Origin of the sequence: Botrimarina mediterranea, from assembly GCF_007753265.1 — a bacterium.
Taxonomy (GTDB): domain Bacteria; phylum Planctomycetota; class Planctomycetia; order Pirellulales; family Lacipirellulaceae; genus Botrimarina; species Botrimarina mediterranea.
Map to the genome: position 1 here is coordinate 4,827,229 of NZ_CP036349.1, position 17,065 is coordinate 4,844,293.

The following is a 17,065-nucleotide window of genomic DNA, read 5'->3' on the forward strand; positions in this document are numbered from 1 at the left end:
TCGCATGGCGACCGCGTGTCGCTCGACACGGCGCTGCCGATCCTCGACCTCCCAACAGAAAGCGGTTCAGCGAAGAGCACTTTCGTAGCGGCGACGAGACTCGATCGAGAAGCAACCGGCGCCGGCCCGTTACGAGCGGCGACGTTCTCGATTGTAGTTCTCGACGAACCCCATCCGTCGGCGAAAACAGGGCCCCGCGGCTCTTCGGCCGCCGCGTGATCCCGCCGCGAAAAAACACCCACGCCACAAATCCAGCGGTTTTCTAACGGCGCGACAAAATCGCTAAAACCCCGTGACGAAAAACCGCAATCAACTTGCCGCAAACTGTAAAGGAATAGTTGGCGGCGATCGCCGCCCTCCGCGGCTTATTGGGCCAACTGCGTCTGTTTGCGGAACTGGCCGGGGGTCAAACCCGTGTGCCGCTTGTACGCCGTCGCGAACTGCGAGGCCGACCCATAACCCGTCAGCGAAGCGATTTTTGAAAGCTTGTACTTGGTCTCCATCAGTAGCAGTTTCGCTCGCGACATCCGCACCCGCTCGATCTCCGCGGCCGGCGTGCGTGAGAACGCCGCGTGGAAACGCCGCTCGAGCGTCGAACGGCTCACCTGGATCCGCGACACCACTTGCTGCACCGTGAGCCCTTCGCAAGCGTGGTCGCGGATCAGCTGCATGGCGGTCGCCATCTCACGATCATCAACGGCCGTCGCCTCGGACGATAGTCGGTGCGAAATGCCCTTCGGCGGGACAAAGATGGTCCCTATCGGTGGCTCTTCGCCGGCAAGCATCGCGTCCAGCAGCGCAGCGCCCTCATAACCGATGCGTAACGTGTCGGGCTGGACGCTGCTGAGCGGCGGGTTCGACAGCTCGCAGATCACCTCGTCGTTATCGACGCCGATGACCGCCACCTCCTCCGGAACATTGAGCCCCGTCTGAGCGCAGGCGTCGATGATCTGGCGGCCACGCACGTCGTTGCAGGCAAACACCGCCAACGGCCGCGGCAGCGAGCGCAGCCAGTCGGCGATCGCCGAGCGGTCCATCTCGCCCCGTGATTCCCAGCCCAGCACGTCCGAACCGTGCGGCGGAGGATTCGGAGACGAGTAAACGTCCACATCGAAGCCCCGGCTGTTGAGGTACTCGATGTAGGTCGTGATCCGTTGCTCGGAGAAATCAACGCCCGGATAGCCGATGCAAGCGAAGTGGCGGAACCCGATATCAAGGAAGTACTCGGCCGCCATGCGGCTGACGATGCGATGGTCGGTGTCGAGCATCGCCCCGCCCGGCGGCCGGTGCGAGCCGCGTAAGTCCACGGTCGGCACGCCCAGCTCGTGCACCGCTTTGGCGATCTTGGCGTTCTCGATCCGGGCGATTACGCCGTCGCCGCGCCATGAGCGCAGCAGCTTCGGCAGGTTCTCCGTCAACCCGCGTTCAACGTTCACCACGCTCCACGGCCCGTGCGAGCGCACATACGCGGCGACGCCAAGCAAACATCCACGGCCGTAGGCGCGCGAGCTTTCGATCAACAACAGAACGCTTTTGCGGTCACTCACAGCCGTCCGAGCCCCGAGCGAGGCCCTCCTGAAGAAATGTGTGAAGCGTTTCCGAGCATAACCGCCGTATGACGAGGGTTGCGTGACAAAGAACCGCAACACCGGGGATCGTACCGTCCCCCACCAGCCGCCATCAGGGGATGACGAAATCACACAAGCCTTTGAGGCAGCCGCTGAATGAACCCACAGCGTTTGTCGGTTTCAATGAAGGGGCTGCCACTCTTATTGAAACTCGTCACTCCCAGTGTTCCCCTTCCAGGCCGCTCCCGCCGCATCTCTCGGGGCGAGCCGATGGCTCTTAAAGTTAGCGATGGCTGATCGAGATTTTTCTGCAAAGGCTCTGGCGTGGCGTGAACAGGTCGTGATCCCGACCTACGAGGCCGGCGCGCCCGACCCCAACCCGTTCTTCCTGGAGAAGCGCGTCTATCAGGGGAGCAGCGGCGCCGTGTACCCCTTCCCCGTGGTCGAGAGCGTCTCCAACGAGCCAACGGAGCGTGCGTACGACGCCGTCTTCATCGAGAACGAGTACCTCAAGGTGATGGTGCTGCCCGAGCTTGGCGGGCGGATTCAGATGGCGCTCGACAAGACGAACGACTACCACTTCGTCTACTACAACCGCGTCATCAAGCCCGCGCTGGTGGGCCTCGCCGGGCCCTGGGTCAGCGGCGGCATCGAGTTCAACTGGCCGCAACACCACCGGCCGAGCACCTTCCACACCGTCGACTACGACTTCGAAGAGGGCGCCGACGGTTCGTGGACCGTCTGGTGCCACGAAATCGATCGCATGGTCGGCACGCGCGGCGCCCACGGCCTGCGTCTCTATCCGGGCAAGGCGTACATCGAGATCCTCGGCCGCGTCTCCAACCGCACGCCGCTCCCCGAGACGTTCCTCTGGTGGGCAAACCCCGCCGTCCATGTCGACGCCAACCACCAATCGATCTTCCCTCCCGACGTCACCGCGGTGATGGACCACGGCAAGCGCGACACGAGTTCGTTCCCAATCGCCACGGGGACGTACTACAAGATCGACTACGCCCCCGGCGCCGACATCAGCCGTTACGCCAACATCCCAGTGCCCACGTCCTACATGGCGCACCACTCGGATTACAACTTCGTCGGCTCGTACGATCATGGCCGGCAAGCGGGCCTGCTGCACGTCGCCAGCCACCACGTCTCGCCAGGCAAGAAGCAGTGGACATGGGGCTGCGGCGAGTTCGGCGCCGCGTGGGACCGCCAGCTCACCGACGAGGACGGTCCGTACATCGAGCTGATGTGCGGCGTCTATACCGACAACCAGCCCGACTTCACCTGGCTCAGCCCCGGTGAAGAGAAGGCGTTCACGCAGTTCTTCATGCCGTACAAGGGAGTCGGCGTCATCAAAAACGCCACCACCGACGCCGCCGTGGGCCTTGAAGTCGAAGGCGACCGCGCGACGATGCGAGTCTACGTCACCTCGCCCCAGCAAGGCGCTAAGGTCGCGCTTATCGCGCGGTCGCAGACACTGCTCGAAGAAACCTTCGACGCCGACCCGAGCGTCTGGCGTGACTTCACCGCATCGCTTCCCGAAGGAACTGACCCCAGCAGACTTACCGTCACCGTGTTCGACGCCGCGGGCCGCAAGCTCGTCGGTTATCGGCCCACCAACGTCGATAACACCCCGCCCGAACCCGCCAAACCGATCGGCAAGCCGAGCGAGATCACCTCGAACGAGGCCCTCTACCTCGCCGGCATGCATCTCGAGCAGTATCGCCACGCGACGCGACGGCCCGAGGATTACTTCCGCGAAGCGCTCCGCCGCGACCCCGAGGACCAGCGTTGCAACCTGGCCCTCGGCCGCACGCACTTCCGCCGCGCCGAGTACGCCGCCGCCGAAGAGTGCTTCCACGCCGCCATCCGACGGGCGACGAAGCACAACCCGAATCCGCTCGACGGCGAGTGCCACTACAACCTCGGCCTGGCGCTCGCCGCCCAAGGCCGCGCGGACGAAGCCGAGGACGCCTTCTGGAAGTCCACGTGGCGCACGGAGTGCCAGGACGCTGCTTACTTCGAGCTCGGCCGCATCGCCGCCGGCAAACGCGACTGGCCAGAAGCCGAGTCCGTCTTGCGTCGCTGCTTAGAGCGCAACGCCAACCACCACCAGGCAACGCACCTGCTTTGCTTCGTGCTCAAGTCAGCGGACCGGCGTGAGGCGATGCTCGAACTCGCCGGCGTCGAACTGGCACGCGACCCGTTCAATTTCGGCGTCCTCTTCGAGAAGGCGCTAGCAACCGGCGACTGGGAAGCCTTCGACCTCCGCGTCGGTCTTTCATCGCACAACCACCTCGAACTAGCGAACGACTACCTGAGCGCCGGCGCCCTCCAGCGGACAACCGCTGTGCTGCAACGGCTCCTGCAGCGGACGGACAACCAACCCGACTCGTCGTTGGTCCACTACTACCTCGCCGACATCGCCGCAACCGAGGGCGACGCCGAAGCCGCGATGTACCACGGCATGACTGGCGCCACGGCGCCGCGGGGGAGCTTCTTCCCGAATCGCCGCTCCGATCTGCGTGTCTTGCAGAACCACGTGGAGCGACTGCCGAATGACGCCCAGGCGTGGTGCGACCTCGGCAACGTCCTCTACGGCAAGCGCCGCTACGACGAAGCGATCCGCGCCTGGGAAGAGGCCCGCGACCTGTCGCCAGAGTTCGCGCAGCCGCGTCGCAACCTCGGCCTCGCCTACTTCAACAAACGTCACGACGCCGCCGGCGCGTGGCGGATGCTCGAAGAAGCCTACCGGCTCAACACCGACGACGCCCGCGTCCTCTACGAGCTCGACCAGCTCGCCAAGCGACTCAACCACACGCCCGAGTCGCGCCTCGCCCGGCTGCAATCGCATGGCGAAGCCGTCGCCAAGCGCGACGACCTCACCATCGAACTCGCAACGCTGCTCAACCTGCTCGGCCGTCACGACGAAGCCCTTAGCGTCGTCCTCGGCCGAAAGTTCCACCCGTGGGAAGGCGGTGAAGGTAAGGTCACCACGCAGTACGTGCTCGCCCTCACAGAGCTCGCCATCCAAGCGATCAACGACAGCGACGCAAAGAAGGCGATCGATCTCCTCCAACGAGCTCTCGAGCGCCCCGATTCCCTCGGCGAAGGCAAGCTCGCCGGCGCCCAAGAGAACAACGTCCACTACTGGCTCGGCGTCGCCTCCCGCAACCTCGGCCGCGAAGACGAAGCAACCCACTGGTTCAACCTCGCCGCTTGCGGCTTAGCCGAACCCACCTCCGCCCAGTTCTACAACGACCAGCCCCCCGAGATGATCTACTACCAAGGCCTCGCGCTGCGGGCCCTGGGCCGGGAAAACGAAGCCACGAGCCGTTTCGAAAAACTCGTCGCCTTCGGCGAAGAGCACCTCGACGACGAGCCGACGATCGACTTCTTCGCCGTCTCGCTCCCCGACTTCTTGGTCTTCGACGCCGATCTCGCCGCGAAGAACGAGCTGCACTGCCGGTTCATGATGGCCCTCGGCTGGGCGGGCCTGAACGACGACCGCTCAGCAGGTGAAGCCCAGGACCGTATACTCCGGCTCGACCGCAGCCACCTCGGCGCCATGGCTCATATCAAAGGCGCCCCCGTCAAAACCGCAACGGCCAATCCCCATCCCAGCGTCGCCTCCTAACGACCCGCCACTCTTCTTTCTCAACACGAGACCCTGGATGTCCCCGTCCGCTTCACAGATGCGATTCCTGTGGGCCATCTGCCTGGTGGCGGCGATGGGCGGCCTGTTGTTCGGCTACGACTGGGTCGTCATCGGCGGCGCCAAACCGTTCTACGAGGTCTACTTCGGCATCGCCGACGACGCTTTCCAGCAAGGCCTCGCGATGAGCACCGCGCTCGTCGGTTGCCTCTTCGGCGCCGCGGTCTCCGGCGCGCTGACCGACCGCTACGGCCGCAAGCCGCTGCTGATCGTAGCCGCCTTCCTCTTCACCATCAGCGCAGTTTGGACGGCGCTCGCCTACAGCTTGCTGTCCTTCAACCTTGCCCGCTTCATCGGCGGCGTGGGCATCGGCTTGGCGTCGAATCTGTCGCCAATGTACATCGCCGAGGTGAGTCCCGCTTCGCACCGCGGGCGGTTCGTCTCGATCAACCAACTCACCGTCGTCATCGGCATCCTCGCCGCCCAACTCGTGAACTGGGGCATCGCGTTCGGCGTGCCCGAAGAACTGGCGGGCGACACGCTGCGTGCATCCTGGTACGGCCAATCGGCGTGGCGCTGGATGTTCGCGGCGGAGACCCTGCCCGCCGCCGCATTTTTCGTGCTGATGTTCTTCATGCCCGAGAGCCCGCGTTGGCTCGTAAAGGCGGGACGCGAAGAAGAGGCCGCCGGCGCCCTGCGACGCCTCGGGGGCGAAGAGATGGCCCGCAGGGAGATCGCCGACATCCGCCGCGCGCTCGCCGAAGACGACTCGCAAGCAACTTACGCCGAGCTCCTCCGGCCCGATCGCTTGCGCGTGCTGACGCTCGGCGTCGGCCTCGCCGTCCTCCAGCAGTGGTGCGGCATCAACGTCATCTTCAACTACGCCCAAGAGGTCTTCTCGGCGGCGGGCTACGGCGTCAACGACGTCATGGCGACCATCGTGCTGACGGGCGTCGTGAACCTCGTCTTCACGCTGCTGGCGGTCGCCACGGTCGATCGCCTCGGCCGCCGCCCGCTAATGCTCAGCGGCTCGATCGGGCTCGCGATCATCTACACGGCGCTCGGCGCCGCCTACCACTTCGACAGCCGCGGCATGCACATGGTGCTGCTGATCCTCGCCGCGATCGCTTGCTACGCGATGACCCTGGCGCCGGTAACGTGGGTCGTCATCTCCGAAATCTTCCCCACCCGCATCCGCGGCGCCGCCGTATCGGTCGCGGTGATGGCGCTCTGGATCGCCTGCACGGTGCTGACGTTCACGTTCCCCTACCTCAACCGCGGCCTCGGCCCCGACGGCACGTTCTGGCTTTACGCCGCCATCTGCGCGGCGGGCGCCCTCTTCGTCTGGCGCCGCTTGCCCGAGACGAAGGACCTGACGCTCGAAGAGATCGAACGCCAGATGGCCCAGGGCGAACCGAGTGAAGACGACGCCCTTACCTGGAGCGCAGCGCCGTGAGCGCGTCGCTCCAACGCATCCGCTGCGAGTCGTGGGACGCCTACGAACTCGCGAACGACACGCTCCGCGTCGTCGTCGTCCCGGCGCTCGGTGGCAAGATCGTGTCGCTCAGCTCACGGCACTCGGGACGTGAATGGTTGTGGCGTAACCCGCACCTCTCGCTCCGTACGCCCGCGACCGACGCCAGGGATTTCAGCGCCCACGACTTCGGCGGTTGGGATGAAGTCTTTCCTACCGTCTCGCCCTGCGAGCTGGCTGGCACGGCTTGGGGCGATTCAACGACCAGCGACCACGGCGAGCTCTGGCGCCGACCCTGGTCCGTTGTCGACGAATCAGTGAATGAAGACAGCTCGGTTTCACTATCGCTAAGTTGCGAGCTCACCGAGTTCGGCGTCACCTTCACCCGACGCCTAACACTCGCTGCGGACGCCGGGAGACTCCTCTGCGACTACACGGCCGAAAACCGGGCCTCTTTGCCCGCCCCCTTTATCTGGGCCGCCCACCCGCTCATCGCGATCCGCCCAAGCGACGCTTGGTCGCTCCCGACCGGGACGCGTATGAAACTCGGGGTAGCGCTGGGTATCGACGCGGCGCCGCCGGGCACGGAGTTTGAGTGGCCGCTTCTCCCGCTCAGAACCGGCGAAAACTTCGATCTACGCGTCGTCCCGGACGCCGACGCCGGGTATGCGCTCAAGCTCTTTGCCTTAAGAACGCCAACGATGAGCTTGCAAAGCGATAACGTCGACCGGCTCACGCTGTCGCTGGAAGGCGTGGCGCCGAACTTCGCCCTCTGGCTGAACTACGGCGGCTGGTCGGGCGCCGACTGCCCGCCCTACTACAACGCGGGCTTCGAACCAACTAACGTGGCTTACGACAGCCTCGCCGACGCCACCCGTGACAGCCAAGCCGCCGTGCTCACGACGGGTGAGACGCAACACTGGCGACTAGTCGTTGAGGCAACGTAACGACCACCGACTTCCCGCAGCTGTGGGAGGCGTCTCCAGACGCCGATTACGGTCTCTTGGCCACACTCGGCATGGTGCGCGGAATCGTGGTCTGGAGACCCCTCCCACAAAACAGCAGCAACTCTACCCGTAACGAATATGCGACTGCTCCCGCTCTGCGTTGCCTCGGCGACGATCCTCTTCGCCGCGACAACGCACGCCCATCCCACCGACTACGTCCTACGCTACGACCGCCCCGCCAAAGACTGGCAGAGCGAAGCCCTGCCGCTCGGCAACGGCCGCCTCGGGTGCATGGTGTTCGGTGGCGTCCCGCGCGAGCGTTTGCAGTTCAACGAGGACTCGCTCTGGATCGGTGACGAGTCCGACACCGGCGCCTACCAGGCTTTCGGCGACCTCTTCATTGAGTTCGACCACCGCGATCACACAAACTATTCGCGCCGCCTCGACCTCCGCGATGCGGTCTACTCGCAAGACTACGAAGCCGACGGCGTCCGCTACGCCCGCCAGCACTTCGCAAGCAACCCAGCGCAGGTGCTCGTCTTCCGATTCACTGCCAGCAAGCCCGGCGCGTATTCCGGCCGCCTTCAACTCACCGACACCCACGGCGCGAAGATCGTCGCTAACGGCAATCGCATCACCGCCAGCGGCGACCTCCGCGGATTCGTTTACGGCGAAGAAGAACGTCGATCGCCCGACCAGCCGCAGTACCGAGTCGCCCTCCAGTACGAGGCCCAAGCTCTCATCTCGCATGAGGGGGGTGAGATCGCGGCCGACGGTGAGGGGGCGATCACTTTCAAGAACTGCGACAGCCTCACCATCCTGCTCGCCGCTGGCACCAACTATGTCGCCGATCGCTCGCTGGGTTGGACGGGGGCCCACCCGCACGAGCGCGTCGCCCGCCAGATCGACGCCGCCGCAGAGCGCACTTTCGACAACCTGCTCGAGGAGCACCGCCGCGATTACCAATCGCTCTTCAGTCGTGTGTCGCTCGATCTTGGCGACACCTCGGAGTCATCGAAGGCGCTCACGACCGACAAACGACTCGAAGCCTACTCGTCCGACGCGCCCGACCACGACCTCGAGGAACTGCTCTTCCACTTCGCGCGTTACCTGATGATCAGCAGCTCACGACCCGGAGCGCTGCCCGCCAACCTGCAAGGCATTTGGAACGAGAGCAACAAACCCGTCTGGCGTTGCGACTACCACTCCGACGTCAACACCGAGATGAATTACTGGTTCGTCGACGCCGCGAACCTCTCCGAGTGCTTTCTGCCGCTCGCCGATTGGCTCGACTCGATCCGCGAGCCGCGCCGCGACGCCACCTTCGTCGAGCTCGGCAAGCCCGGCTGGGCGCTCCGCGCTGAGAACGGCCTCTTCGGCGGCTCGACCTGGCAATGGTCGAAGGGGGACGCCGCTTGGCTCGCGCAGAACCTCTGGGACCATTATGCGTTCACGCTCGACAAGGACTACCTCCGCGACCGCGTCTACCCGGTCCAGCGCGACCTCTGCGAGTTCTGGCTGGCGGACCTCAAGGAGCTGCCCACCGGCGAACTCGTCTCGCCGCTCGGCTTCTCGCCCGAACACGGCCCTCACGAAGACGGCGTCTCGTTCGACCAGCAACTCGTATGGGACCTCTTCACCAACACCATCGAAACGACCGAGGCGCTCGGTGTTCACGAAGCGTTCCGCGATCAGCTCATCCAGAAGCGCGACCGATTGCTTGGTCCGCAGATCGGACGTTGGGGTCAGCTGCAAGAATGGATGGTCGATCGCGACGATCCCAACGACGACCACCGCCACGTGTCGCACATGATCGCGGTGCACCCGGGACGCCAGATCTCGCCGACCACGACGCCCGAGCTCGCCGAGGCCGCGCGGGTCTCGCTCAACGCCCGGCCCGACGGCTCGACCGGTTGGAGTATGGCGTGGAAGGCGGCTATCTGGGCGCGATTGCACGAAGGCGATCGCGCGTACCAACTCGTGAACCGCCTCTTCGTCGATGGCGCCAAACTCAAAGCCAACCTCGACGCCGGCGCCGAACTCGACCGCCATGCCGGCGGTATCATGGGCAACCTCCTCGACTCGCACCCGCCGTTCCAGATCGACGGCAACTTCGGCTACGCAGCCGCCGTCTGCGAGATGCTCGTCCAATCACACCTCGGCCACGTCCGACTGCTCCCCGCACTGCCCGCAGCGTGGAACGATGGCGAGTTCACCGGCCTCTGCGCCCGGGGCGGCTTCGAGCTCGACCTCCGCTGGCGGGATGGCAAACCGCTAACCCTGACGATACGTTCACGCCGTGGCGGCGAGTTTCGGCTCTTGCTTCACGAGGGTGAGTCGGTCGTCAACAGCGACACAAGCGAAGCCCTCCCTCAACAGGATGGCTACGCGGCGGTGCGTACCGAGCCCGGCCAAACGCTTCACCTGCAATTCCGCCGCCGCGACTGAGCACCATGCGAGAACCAGAGACGCCATGCCTCGCCAAAGCATCCTGATCGAGGCCTGTGTCTCGTCCGCTGCTGACGCGGCCGCCGCCGTCGAAGCGGGCGCTCACCGCATCGAGCTCTGCGCCGCGCTTGAAGTCGGCGGCCTGACCCCTTCGATCGGTCTCATCCAGCGTGTGTCCGCCGCCGTTTCGGTTCCCGTCATGGTGATGATCCGTCCCCGTGTCGGCGACTTCACGCCCAGCGACGACGAGTTCGTCACGATGCTCGCCGACATCGCCGCCGCCAAGCGCGCCGGCGCCGCGGGCGTCGTCTTCGGCCTGCTCACTCCCAACGGCGAAGTCGATGCACCTCGCACGAAGCTAGTTGTCGATGCCGCGGAAGGATTACAAACCGTCTTCAACCGCGCAATCGACTTCACGCCAAATCCCGTTGCGGCGGCTACGAAGCTAGCCGATCTTAGTGTGACACGAGTCCTCACGAGCGGCGGCGCGACCACGGCCCTCGAAGGCGCCGCCACCATCCGCCAGATGGCCAAGCAAACCGCCGACCACCTCGAGATCCTCCCCGGCGGCGGCGTTCGAGCCGCCAACATCGCCTCGATTCTTGAGGCGACCGGCTGCCGACAGCTTCATCTCGGCCCCGGGATCGCCGAGCAAGGCCCGATCCTTCTCAACGGCCCCGCACTGACCGACACTACCACCCTATCAAGCGGCGCCCATCGCAAGCTCGACGCCGCAGCGTTCGACAAGGCAATCCGTACGGCGTCCTCGCTCGCCCCCGACAGCAATCCCAAGCCAACCCGCTAGAATCAACCGCTCCCAAACGGACTGCCAGCCATCGCCAGCAAGTGCTAAGATGGAGGCAGCCCCAGAAAAGGGGCGTCGCTGCCACGCGTCCGTAGCTCAATCGGATAGAGCACTGGTCTTCGGAACCAGGGGTTGGGGGTTCGAGTCCCTCCGGGCGTACTCTTCTTCGAACGGCATCCTGCTGCCGTCGTTGGCTACATCGAAAGCGCTTGCTCGGAGACGAGCAGGCTGTCGGCGAGGGCGGCCAGGGTCTTTCTGGTGCGCCGCGCTTGGGTCTGAAGGTGGCGGAACGCGGTGGGCTCGTCGATCCCCAGCCGCTGCATGATGAGGCCCTTAGCTCGCTCGATCGCCTTGCGGTCTTGAACGGCTTGCCGTGCGAGGTCGGCGTCGTGGCGGCTGGCTTGCAGTTCGCTGAAGCGTCGCATCGTCAACGTGATCGCCGCTTGCAGGCTCGAAGCCTCGATCGGCATGACGAGGTACGCGTAGGCGCCGCATTCGGCCGCCCGGTCAATCGTCGCCGTCGTGCAAGTCGCCGACATGGCGATGAGTGGTATCGGTTTCAATTCTTGAATGACACGCACGACTTCGATCCCGTTCTCGCCGGGCAGGTCGAGGCTGGCGATGATCAGGTCCGGCAATGTGTCGCGGCATTGTTCGACGAGCGCTGCGCCAAATGTCGCCTCCGCCGCGACGTCGTGCCCAAGTCCCTCTACCGTATGGCGGAGGAAGCTCAGCACTTGCGGCTGTTGATCCGCGATCGCTACTCGGCAGGATTGCGACATGTTGGGGCGTCTCCACGAGGGCGTGCAGAACACAAGAGGGCGTGCAGGACACAAGGGAATCACAGCCAAAGATACCTCTGTCCCTCTCATCGCGCAGTAGAAGGCTTGTGCCGGCGGCAAACCACATAGGACTTTCGTGCTAGGTGGGAGTGGATAGCCGTCATCCTGGCATGTGGTGGACCACTTGGCGCTGCTTTTTCCGCACGCCCCAACCGCGGATAACACGATCGGAAGTTTGACCTTCCGGTCCTTGAAGCTAGCCTTTCGCGACTGGCGTGGTCCATGACCGATCACGCTCGATCGCCACCTTGCGATCCACTGGGCCAAGAAAGCCCCCGACGCGCCGAGCATCGGCGCATCGGGGGCTTTTTTTGTTGCCCGGCTAGATGTGGCCACGTCCCACCGAGTCGGACCCGTTCCGACTATTAGAGATGAACGCCTGGATTATCGCCGAGAACGACGCCGTCACCTCGCGTATCGAGGAAGCGCTCCGCCGGCAGGGCCATCTTTGCCCGGCGGGCAGTAGGGTCCGTCTCGAGGCGTTGCCGAGTGAGTTGGATCAGCTCGCTGTTGCGAAGGAGCTCGTCTTCTTTGTCGTCAATCGCATCACCCCAGCACACCTCGAATCGATGCGTGCTGTCCGTACGGTGATCGACGACAACGCCTTGCTCGTCGTTGTTTCAGGCGCTGCGGATCACGCCACGGTGCTCGGCGCCGTGCGTGTCGGCGCCAACGACTTCCTGACCATCAACGACCAGCTCGAGGAGGAGCTCTCACGACTCTTCTCACGGGTCCACCTCACCCGGCGTGGCCGCGCGGATAAGGGGTACACCGTTACGGTCCTGCCCTGCCAATCCTCCCCTGACGCCAATGTGGTGGCGGTGAATCTAGCCGCCGCGTTCGCTTCGCGCGCAACGTCTTGCGGGTTGCTCGACTTCCACTTTCGCGGCGGCGACCTTGCGCTCCTGCTGAAGCAGACGCCCCGTCACACGGTGATCGACCTGCTCACGCAACGTGACGCCATCGACGAACCGATGCTGCGCCAAGTCGTCACCGCCCACGATAGCGGCATCCAGTTGCTGGCGGGCCCGACTTCGCTCAGTGACCTCACGGCGATCCGCCCCCAGACCTGCGAAGAAGTCATCGCGTTGTCGCAACAGATGTGGCCCGCCGTGGTCATCAATGCCGAGGACGCTCTCCACGCCGAGCAGATGCGGGCCTTGAGCCTCAGTGACGATATCGTGCTCGCCGCGCGGCTGGACATCCCTTCGCTGCATCGCGCGGACCGCCAGGTGGAGATGCTCGTCGAACACCAGGTGGCTCGTGAGCGGGTCCACATGGTGGTGCTCGGGGCGGGGCTCGCCGGCGAGATCCCCGCCTCGGCCGTGAAGAAGGTCTTGCAGATCGCCGAGCTGAGATCGATCCCGGACGACCCCGTTGCGTTGCTGCGCTCGGTGAACCTCGGCAATCCGTTGGTGCTCGAACAGCCCGGCAGCAAGGCGGCCGTCGCGCTGCGGCAGTTTGCCGAATCACTGCTGAGCGGCCCGCGAAGCGCCGGCGAGGCCAAGCCTCTGACGACTTTCAAAGCCGCGGCGACGCTCGCCGCCAGCGCAATCCCTTTCTGCCGTTAACTGGACGCCATCAACCGACCCCCCTCGCACTATGTTGGGCATCAACTGCGTAAGCGCAGGCCGCGACGATTCGACCCGCGACCGCCACCTCCAGCAACTGAAGGAACGGTTGCACGAGCAGCTGATCAGCGGCGTCGACTACTCGGTGCTACGGACGGTTGAGCCGGAGGTGCTCCGCGAAGAGCTGCGGCGCGGCGCGGCCCAGCTGTGCGCCGCGCACTCGGACCTCCTCAGCCAATCGGAACGCAACAGGCTGATCGACGAGTTGGTGGACGAGGCCCTGGGCCTCGGTCCACTCGAACCGCTAATGCACGACCCAACGATCTCCGACATCCTCATCAACGGCCCGAGGTGCGTGTATGTCGAGCGCCGCGGTCAGCTGGAGCTGACCCCCGTCAAGTTCCGCAGCCTCGAACACCTCATCGAGATCGTCCAACGCATCGCCAGCCGCGTCGGACGGCGGATCGACGAGTCGAGCCCGATGGTGGACGCCCGCTTGCCCGACGGCAGCCGCCTCAACGCGGTGTTTAGGCCGTTGGCGCTGGACGGCGCCTTGGTTTCGATCCGGCGTTTCTCGGCGAAGCCGTTTACGGTTGATGACCTTGTCGCCCGCGGCGCCGCGACGCCGCCGATGCTGCATTTCCTAGCCGCGTGTGTGCGTGCGCGGATGAACATCGTCATCTCCGGCGGTACGGGCAGCGGCAAGTCCACGCTCTTGAACACCCTCTCCGGCTTCATCCCCAGCGCTGAGCGGATCGCGACGATCGAAGACGCCGCCGAGCTGCGACTGCAACAACCGCACGTCGCGCGGATGGAGACGCGGCCGCCGAACCTGGAGGGCAAAGGCGAGATTACGTCACGCGATCTGTTGAGGAACGCTCTGCGGATGCGGCCCGATCGGATCATCGTCGGCGAGTGCCGCGGCGCCGAGGCGTTCGACATGCTCCAGGCGATGAACACCGGCCACGACGGCGGCATGTCCACCATCCACGCCAACGACGCCCGTGACTCGCTCACCAGGCTCGAGATGCTCATCGGCATGGCGGCGCCCGAGTTGCCCATGTGGTTCATCCACCGACAGATCGCATCGGCTATCCATCTGGTGGTTCAGGTCGCACGCCTGCCTTCGGGAGAGCGCAAGGTCATCCAGGTCTCCGAAGTCACCGGCATGCACGGCGAGACGATCAACATGCACGACCTGTTCGTCTATCGCCAGACCGGCATCGACGCCAATGGCAGCCCCCAGGGCGCCTTCGAGGCCTGCGGCATCCAGCCCAACTGCATGGATCGCTTCAAGGCCTTGGGCATCAAGGTCCCGCGCGAACTCTTCGATCGCAAGGCCCACGCCGTCGATCGACTCGACTACCTCGGGGGCCTGTGATGCAAGCCAACTGGATCGCACTGGCGACCTTCGTCACGGCGACGCTGCTGACGCTCGTCGTCGCTTCGCTCGTTTACGACTGGCTCTTCCGCTACCGCAACGCGATCCGTGAGCGACTAGCCGAGCTCGCCGGTGACGCCGGCGATGGGGACCGTTCGGTCTCGCTATTCAAAGACCTCAAGCAGCTTCAAACCGCTGAGCTGCTGCGTCGTCGGTCTTGGAAGGACTGGCTGCAGGGACTCATCGACCAGTCGGGGCTGCAGTTCGGACCGGGCGTGCTGCTCGCCTGGAGCGTGGCGGGGGCCGGCGTGCTCGCAACGCTCGGCTTCATTCGATCTCCGTGGCTCGCATTGTTGCTGACCCCCATCGGAGCGTCGCTGCCAATGGCCGCGTTGTTGGCGCGGCGCCACCACCGGCAACGCGAGCTTTGCCGCCAACTGCCCGAGGCGTTCGAGATGATCAGCCGCGCGATCAAGGCCGGCCAGACCGTCCCCGCCGCACTGCAGATCATCGCCGACGACTTCGAGAAGCCGATCGCGACGGAGTTCGCCCTCTGCTATGAGCAGCAGAACCTCGGCATGAGCCGCGAATCAGCGCTCCGCCGACTCGCGGCGCGGTCGGGCGTCATGGAGCTGCAGATCTTCGTCGTGGCTCTGCTTGTGCAAGCTCGGTCGGGCGGCGACCTCATCGAACTGCTCGACAACCTCGCGCTGATGATCCGCAAGAGGCTCAAGCTTGGCGACCGAGTCCGTGCTCTCACCGGTGAGGGCCGGATGCAAGCGATGGTGCTGATCGTCCTGCCGATCGCCGCCTTCCTTGGCATCGTGTCGATGGCGCCCGACTACGCCAGTTGCCTGCTCGAGCGCCCCTGGCTGCTCTGCGCGACGGCGATAGCGCAGGTCGCCGGCGCCTTGTGGATCCGGCAGATCGTGAACTTCGACTACTAACCAGGCAGCAACGTGACTAGCCTCGCCCCCTATCTGCCGTTCGTCGCCTTCGCGGTCGTCTCGGCGATCATCTACGCGCTGTTCGCGTACTTTGACCCTTACTGGGTCAGCGTCCGTGGCAGGCTCGACCAGTTCGACAACGCCAAAGATTCTCCGAAGCGCCGCTTAGCGGGTGGGTCCAACAAGACGGCGCCGACGTCTGGTTGGTTCACGCTACCGACAGTTTCTCTCTTTCGTGGTGGCGACCGCTCGCACTTAACTCAGCGACTGGCTTATGCCGGCGTCTACCAGCCGCAAGCAGTGGCGCGGTACTTCTCGATTAGTTTGCTGACGCTCAGTGCGCCGATGTTGATCTGCTTAACCCTGACGCTTGCTGGGTTGCTGCGGTGGGACTACGCGATGCTGTTCGCCTGCATCGGGGGACTTACCGGCGCGCTGGCGCCGCGGCTTTGGCTCGACCGCGCGATCAAGAAGCGCCACCTCCAGTTCCGCCGTTCGTTGCCCGACTTCCTCGACCTGATGACGGTCTGCTTGGAGGGAGGCCTGAGCCTGCAAGAGACCATCCGCCGCGTCAGCGACGAGCTGCAACTCGCGCATTCCGCGCTCGCCGCCGAGCTGGCTGTTGTGCAGCGCGACGTGGAGCTCGGCGCCACGGTGGACCAAGCCCTCAAGCGCTTCGCCGCCCGCTCGGGATACGAGGGCGTCCGCTCTCTGAGCACCTTTATCCGCGAGGCGCAGCGCTTCGGCACCAACGTCACCGAGGCGCTCCGCAGCCACTCCGACATGCTCCGCTCGCAGCGCGAGCAAGCCGCCGAGGAAAACGCCCAGAAAGCGGCGGTAAAGATCCTGCTGCCGACGATGCTGCTGATCTTCCCTGCGATCCTGATCGTTGCCGTTGGCCCCGCTGTCATTCAGATCCAAGCGTCCTTCACGGCGAGCAAATGACGAGTTCCGGATCACAACCCGCCTTTCGACGCCAGCGATCCGGCGTCGTCGCCACGGAGTTCGCTCTCGTGTGCCCCGTGCTGCTGCTTATGGCGCTCGCCTGCGCCGATTTCGGACGCGTTTCGCACTTCTACGAAACTGTGTCGAACGCCGCTCGTGTCGGCGCCGAGACGGGCGCTACGCAACGGTTCTCCGATTTTACCCGGCCGCTATGGGAGCAGCGTGTGCGAAACGCCACGCTTGCTGAGATGGAAACGCTTCCGAACTTCAACTCGGGGGACATGACGTATGCCCTTGAGCTAGCCGAGATCTCCAACGACCAGCATCTTATCACAGTCGATGTGAGCTACACCTTCCGCACAATCGTCGCTTGGCCCGGCCTCCCCTCGGACGTCGAACTCCGCAAACGCGTCTCCTACCGGCAGTTCCGCTGACCCTCAAGCATGCAAACCGCTCTTTATCAACCGTCGAGAAGCCGA

General features: G+C 64.8%; 12 protein-coding genes and 1 tRNA gene. 11 read left to right on the top strand and 2 right to left on the bottom strand.

The window, feature by feature from the left end; genetic code table 11:
• Positions 1-365: 365 nt before the first annotated feature.
• Entirely contained in the window at positions 366-1,547 is a 1,182-nt protein-coding gene (locus tag Spa11_RS18550) for an AraC family transcriptional regulator (protein ID WP_145115065.1), read from the bottom strand.
• A 310-nt stretch (positions 1,548-1,857) separates the two neighbouring features.
• Between Spa11_RS18550 and Spa11_RS18555 the strand changes: the two genes are divergently transcribed.
• From Spa11_RS18555 to Spa11_RS18580, 6 genes are all read left to right on the top strand, one after another.
• On the top strand, positions 1,858-5,208 hold the full coding sequence (locus tag Spa11_RS18555) for a DUF5107 domain-containing protein (protein WP_145115068.1): 3,351 nt from the start codon (positions 1,858-1,860) through the stop codon (positions 5,206-5,208).
• A 37-nt stretch (positions 5,209-5,245) separates the two neighbouring features.
• Entirely contained in the window at positions 5,246-6,682 is a 1,437-nt protein-coding gene (locus Spa11_RS18560; protein ID WP_197529505.1) for a sugar porter family MFS transporter, read from the top strand.
• Entirely contained in the window at positions 6,679-7,647 is a 969-nt protein-coding gene (locus Spa11_RS18565) for a DUF5107 domain-containing protein (protein WP_197529506.1), read from the top strand. Before Spa11_RS18560 ends, Spa11_RS18565 begins: the two co-directional genes overlap by 4 nt.
• A gap of 138 nt (positions 7,648-7,785) precedes the next feature.
• A complete protein-coding gene (locus tag Spa11_RS18570; protein ID WP_145115074.1) occupies positions 7,786-10,095 on the top strand; it encodes a glycoside hydrolase family 95 protein in 2,310 nt (769 codons plus the stop codon).
• Between the two features lie 25 nt (positions 10,096-10,120).
• Positions 10,121-10,900 carry a copper homeostasis protein CutC gene (locus Spa11_RS18575; protein ID WP_197529507.1) on the top strand — a complete coding sequence of 260 codons (780 nt, stop codon included), beginning with the start codon at positions 10,121-10,123 and terminating at the stop codon, positions 10,898-10,900.
• An 85-nt stretch (positions 10,901-10,985) separates the two neighbouring features.
• A tRNA-Arg gene (locus tag Spa11_RS18580) sits at positions 10,986-11,059 on the top strand.
• 35 nt (positions 11,060-11,094) lie between these two features.
• On the opposite strand, the gene Spa11_RS23085 is transcribed toward Spa11_RS18580, so the two are convergent.
• Positions 11,095-11,682, bottom strand: a complete 588-nt coding sequence (locus Spa11_RS23085; protein ID WP_197529508.1) for an ANTAR domain-containing response regulator — start codon at positions 11,680-11,682, stop codon at positions 11,095-11,097.
• 431 nt (positions 11,683-12,113) lie between these two features.
• Here Spa11_RS23085 and Spa11_RS18590 point away from each other — a divergent pair, with 431 nt between their 5' ends.
• The 5 genes from Spa11_RS18590 (at position 12,114) to Spa11_RS18610 (ending at position 17,020) form a co-directional block, all read left to right on the top strand.
• Positions 12,114-13,313: an AAA family ATPase gene (locus Spa11_RS18590; RefSeq protein WP_145115083.1), complete on the top strand. Its 1,200-nt coding sequence runs from the start codon at positions 12,114-12,116 to the stop codon at positions 13,311-13,313.
• Between the two features lie 31 nt (positions 13,314-13,344).
• Positions 13,345-14,694, top strand: coding sequence for a CpaF family protein (locus tag Spa11_RS18595; RefSeq protein ID WP_145115086.1), 1,350 nt, complete (start codon positions 13,345-13,347; stop codon positions 14,692-14,694).
• 455 nt (positions 14,695-15,149) lie between these two features.
• A complete protein-coding gene (locus tag Spa11_RS23640) occupies positions 15,150-15,641 on the top strand; it encodes a type II secretion system F family protein (RefSeq protein ID WP_391503330.1) in 492 nt (163 codons plus the stop codon).
• A 12-nt stretch (positions 15,642-15,653) separates the two neighbouring features.
• The gene (locus tag Spa11_RS18605) at positions 15,654-16,586 is read left to right on the top strand and encodes a type II secretion system F family protein (RefSeq protein WP_145115092.1); all 933 of its coding nucleotides are present in this window, start codon (positions 15,654-15,656) and stop codon (positions 16,584-16,586) included.
• Entirely contained in the window at positions 16,583-17,020 is a 438-nt protein-coding gene (locus Spa11_RS18610; protein WP_145115095.1) for a TadE/TadG family type IV pilus assembly protein, read from the top strand. Before Spa11_RS18605 ends, Spa11_RS18610 begins: the two co-directional genes overlap by 4 nt.
• Positions 17,021-17,065 lie beyond the last annotated feature (45 nt).

Bases quoted from the DNA above. Each gene is read 5' to 3' on its own strand.
- Spa11_RS18555 (WP_145115068.1), top strand. From the start codon at position 1,858: ATGGCTGATCGAGATTTTTCTGCAAAGGCTCTGGCGTGGCGTGAACAG.
- Spa11_RS18560 (WP_197529505.1), top strand. From the start codon at position 5,246: ATGTCCCCGTCCGCTTCACAGATGCGATTCCTGTGGGCCATCTGCCTG.
- Spa11_RS18570 (WP_145115074.1), top strand. From the start codon at position 7,786: ATGCGACTGCTCCCGCTCTGCGTTGCCTCGGCGACGATCCTCTTCGCC.
- Spa11_RS18575 (WP_197529507.1), top strand. From the start codon at position 10,121: ATGCCTCGCCAAAGCATCCTGATCGAGGCCTGTGTCTCGTCCGCTGCT.
- Spa11_RS23085 (WP_197529508.1), bottom strand. From the start codon at position 11,682: ATGTCGCAATCCTGCCGAGTAGCGATCGCGGATCAACAGCCGCAAGTG.
- Spa11_RS18590 (WP_145115083.1), top strand. From the start codon at position 12,114: ATGAACGCCTGGATTATCGCCGAGAACGACGCCGTCACCTCGCGTATC.
- Spa11_RS18595 (WP_145115086.1), top strand. From the start codon at position 13,345: ATGTTGGGCATCAACTGCGTAAGCGCAGGCCGCGACGATTCGACCCGC.
- Spa11_RS23640 (WP_391503330.1), top strand. From the start codon at position 15,150: ATGATCAGCCGCGCGATCAAGGCCGGCCAGACCGTCCCCGCCGCACTG.
- Spa11_RS18610 (WP_145115095.1), top strand. From the start codon at position 16,583: ATGACGAGTTCCGGATCACAACCCGCCTTTCGACGCCAGCGATCCGGC.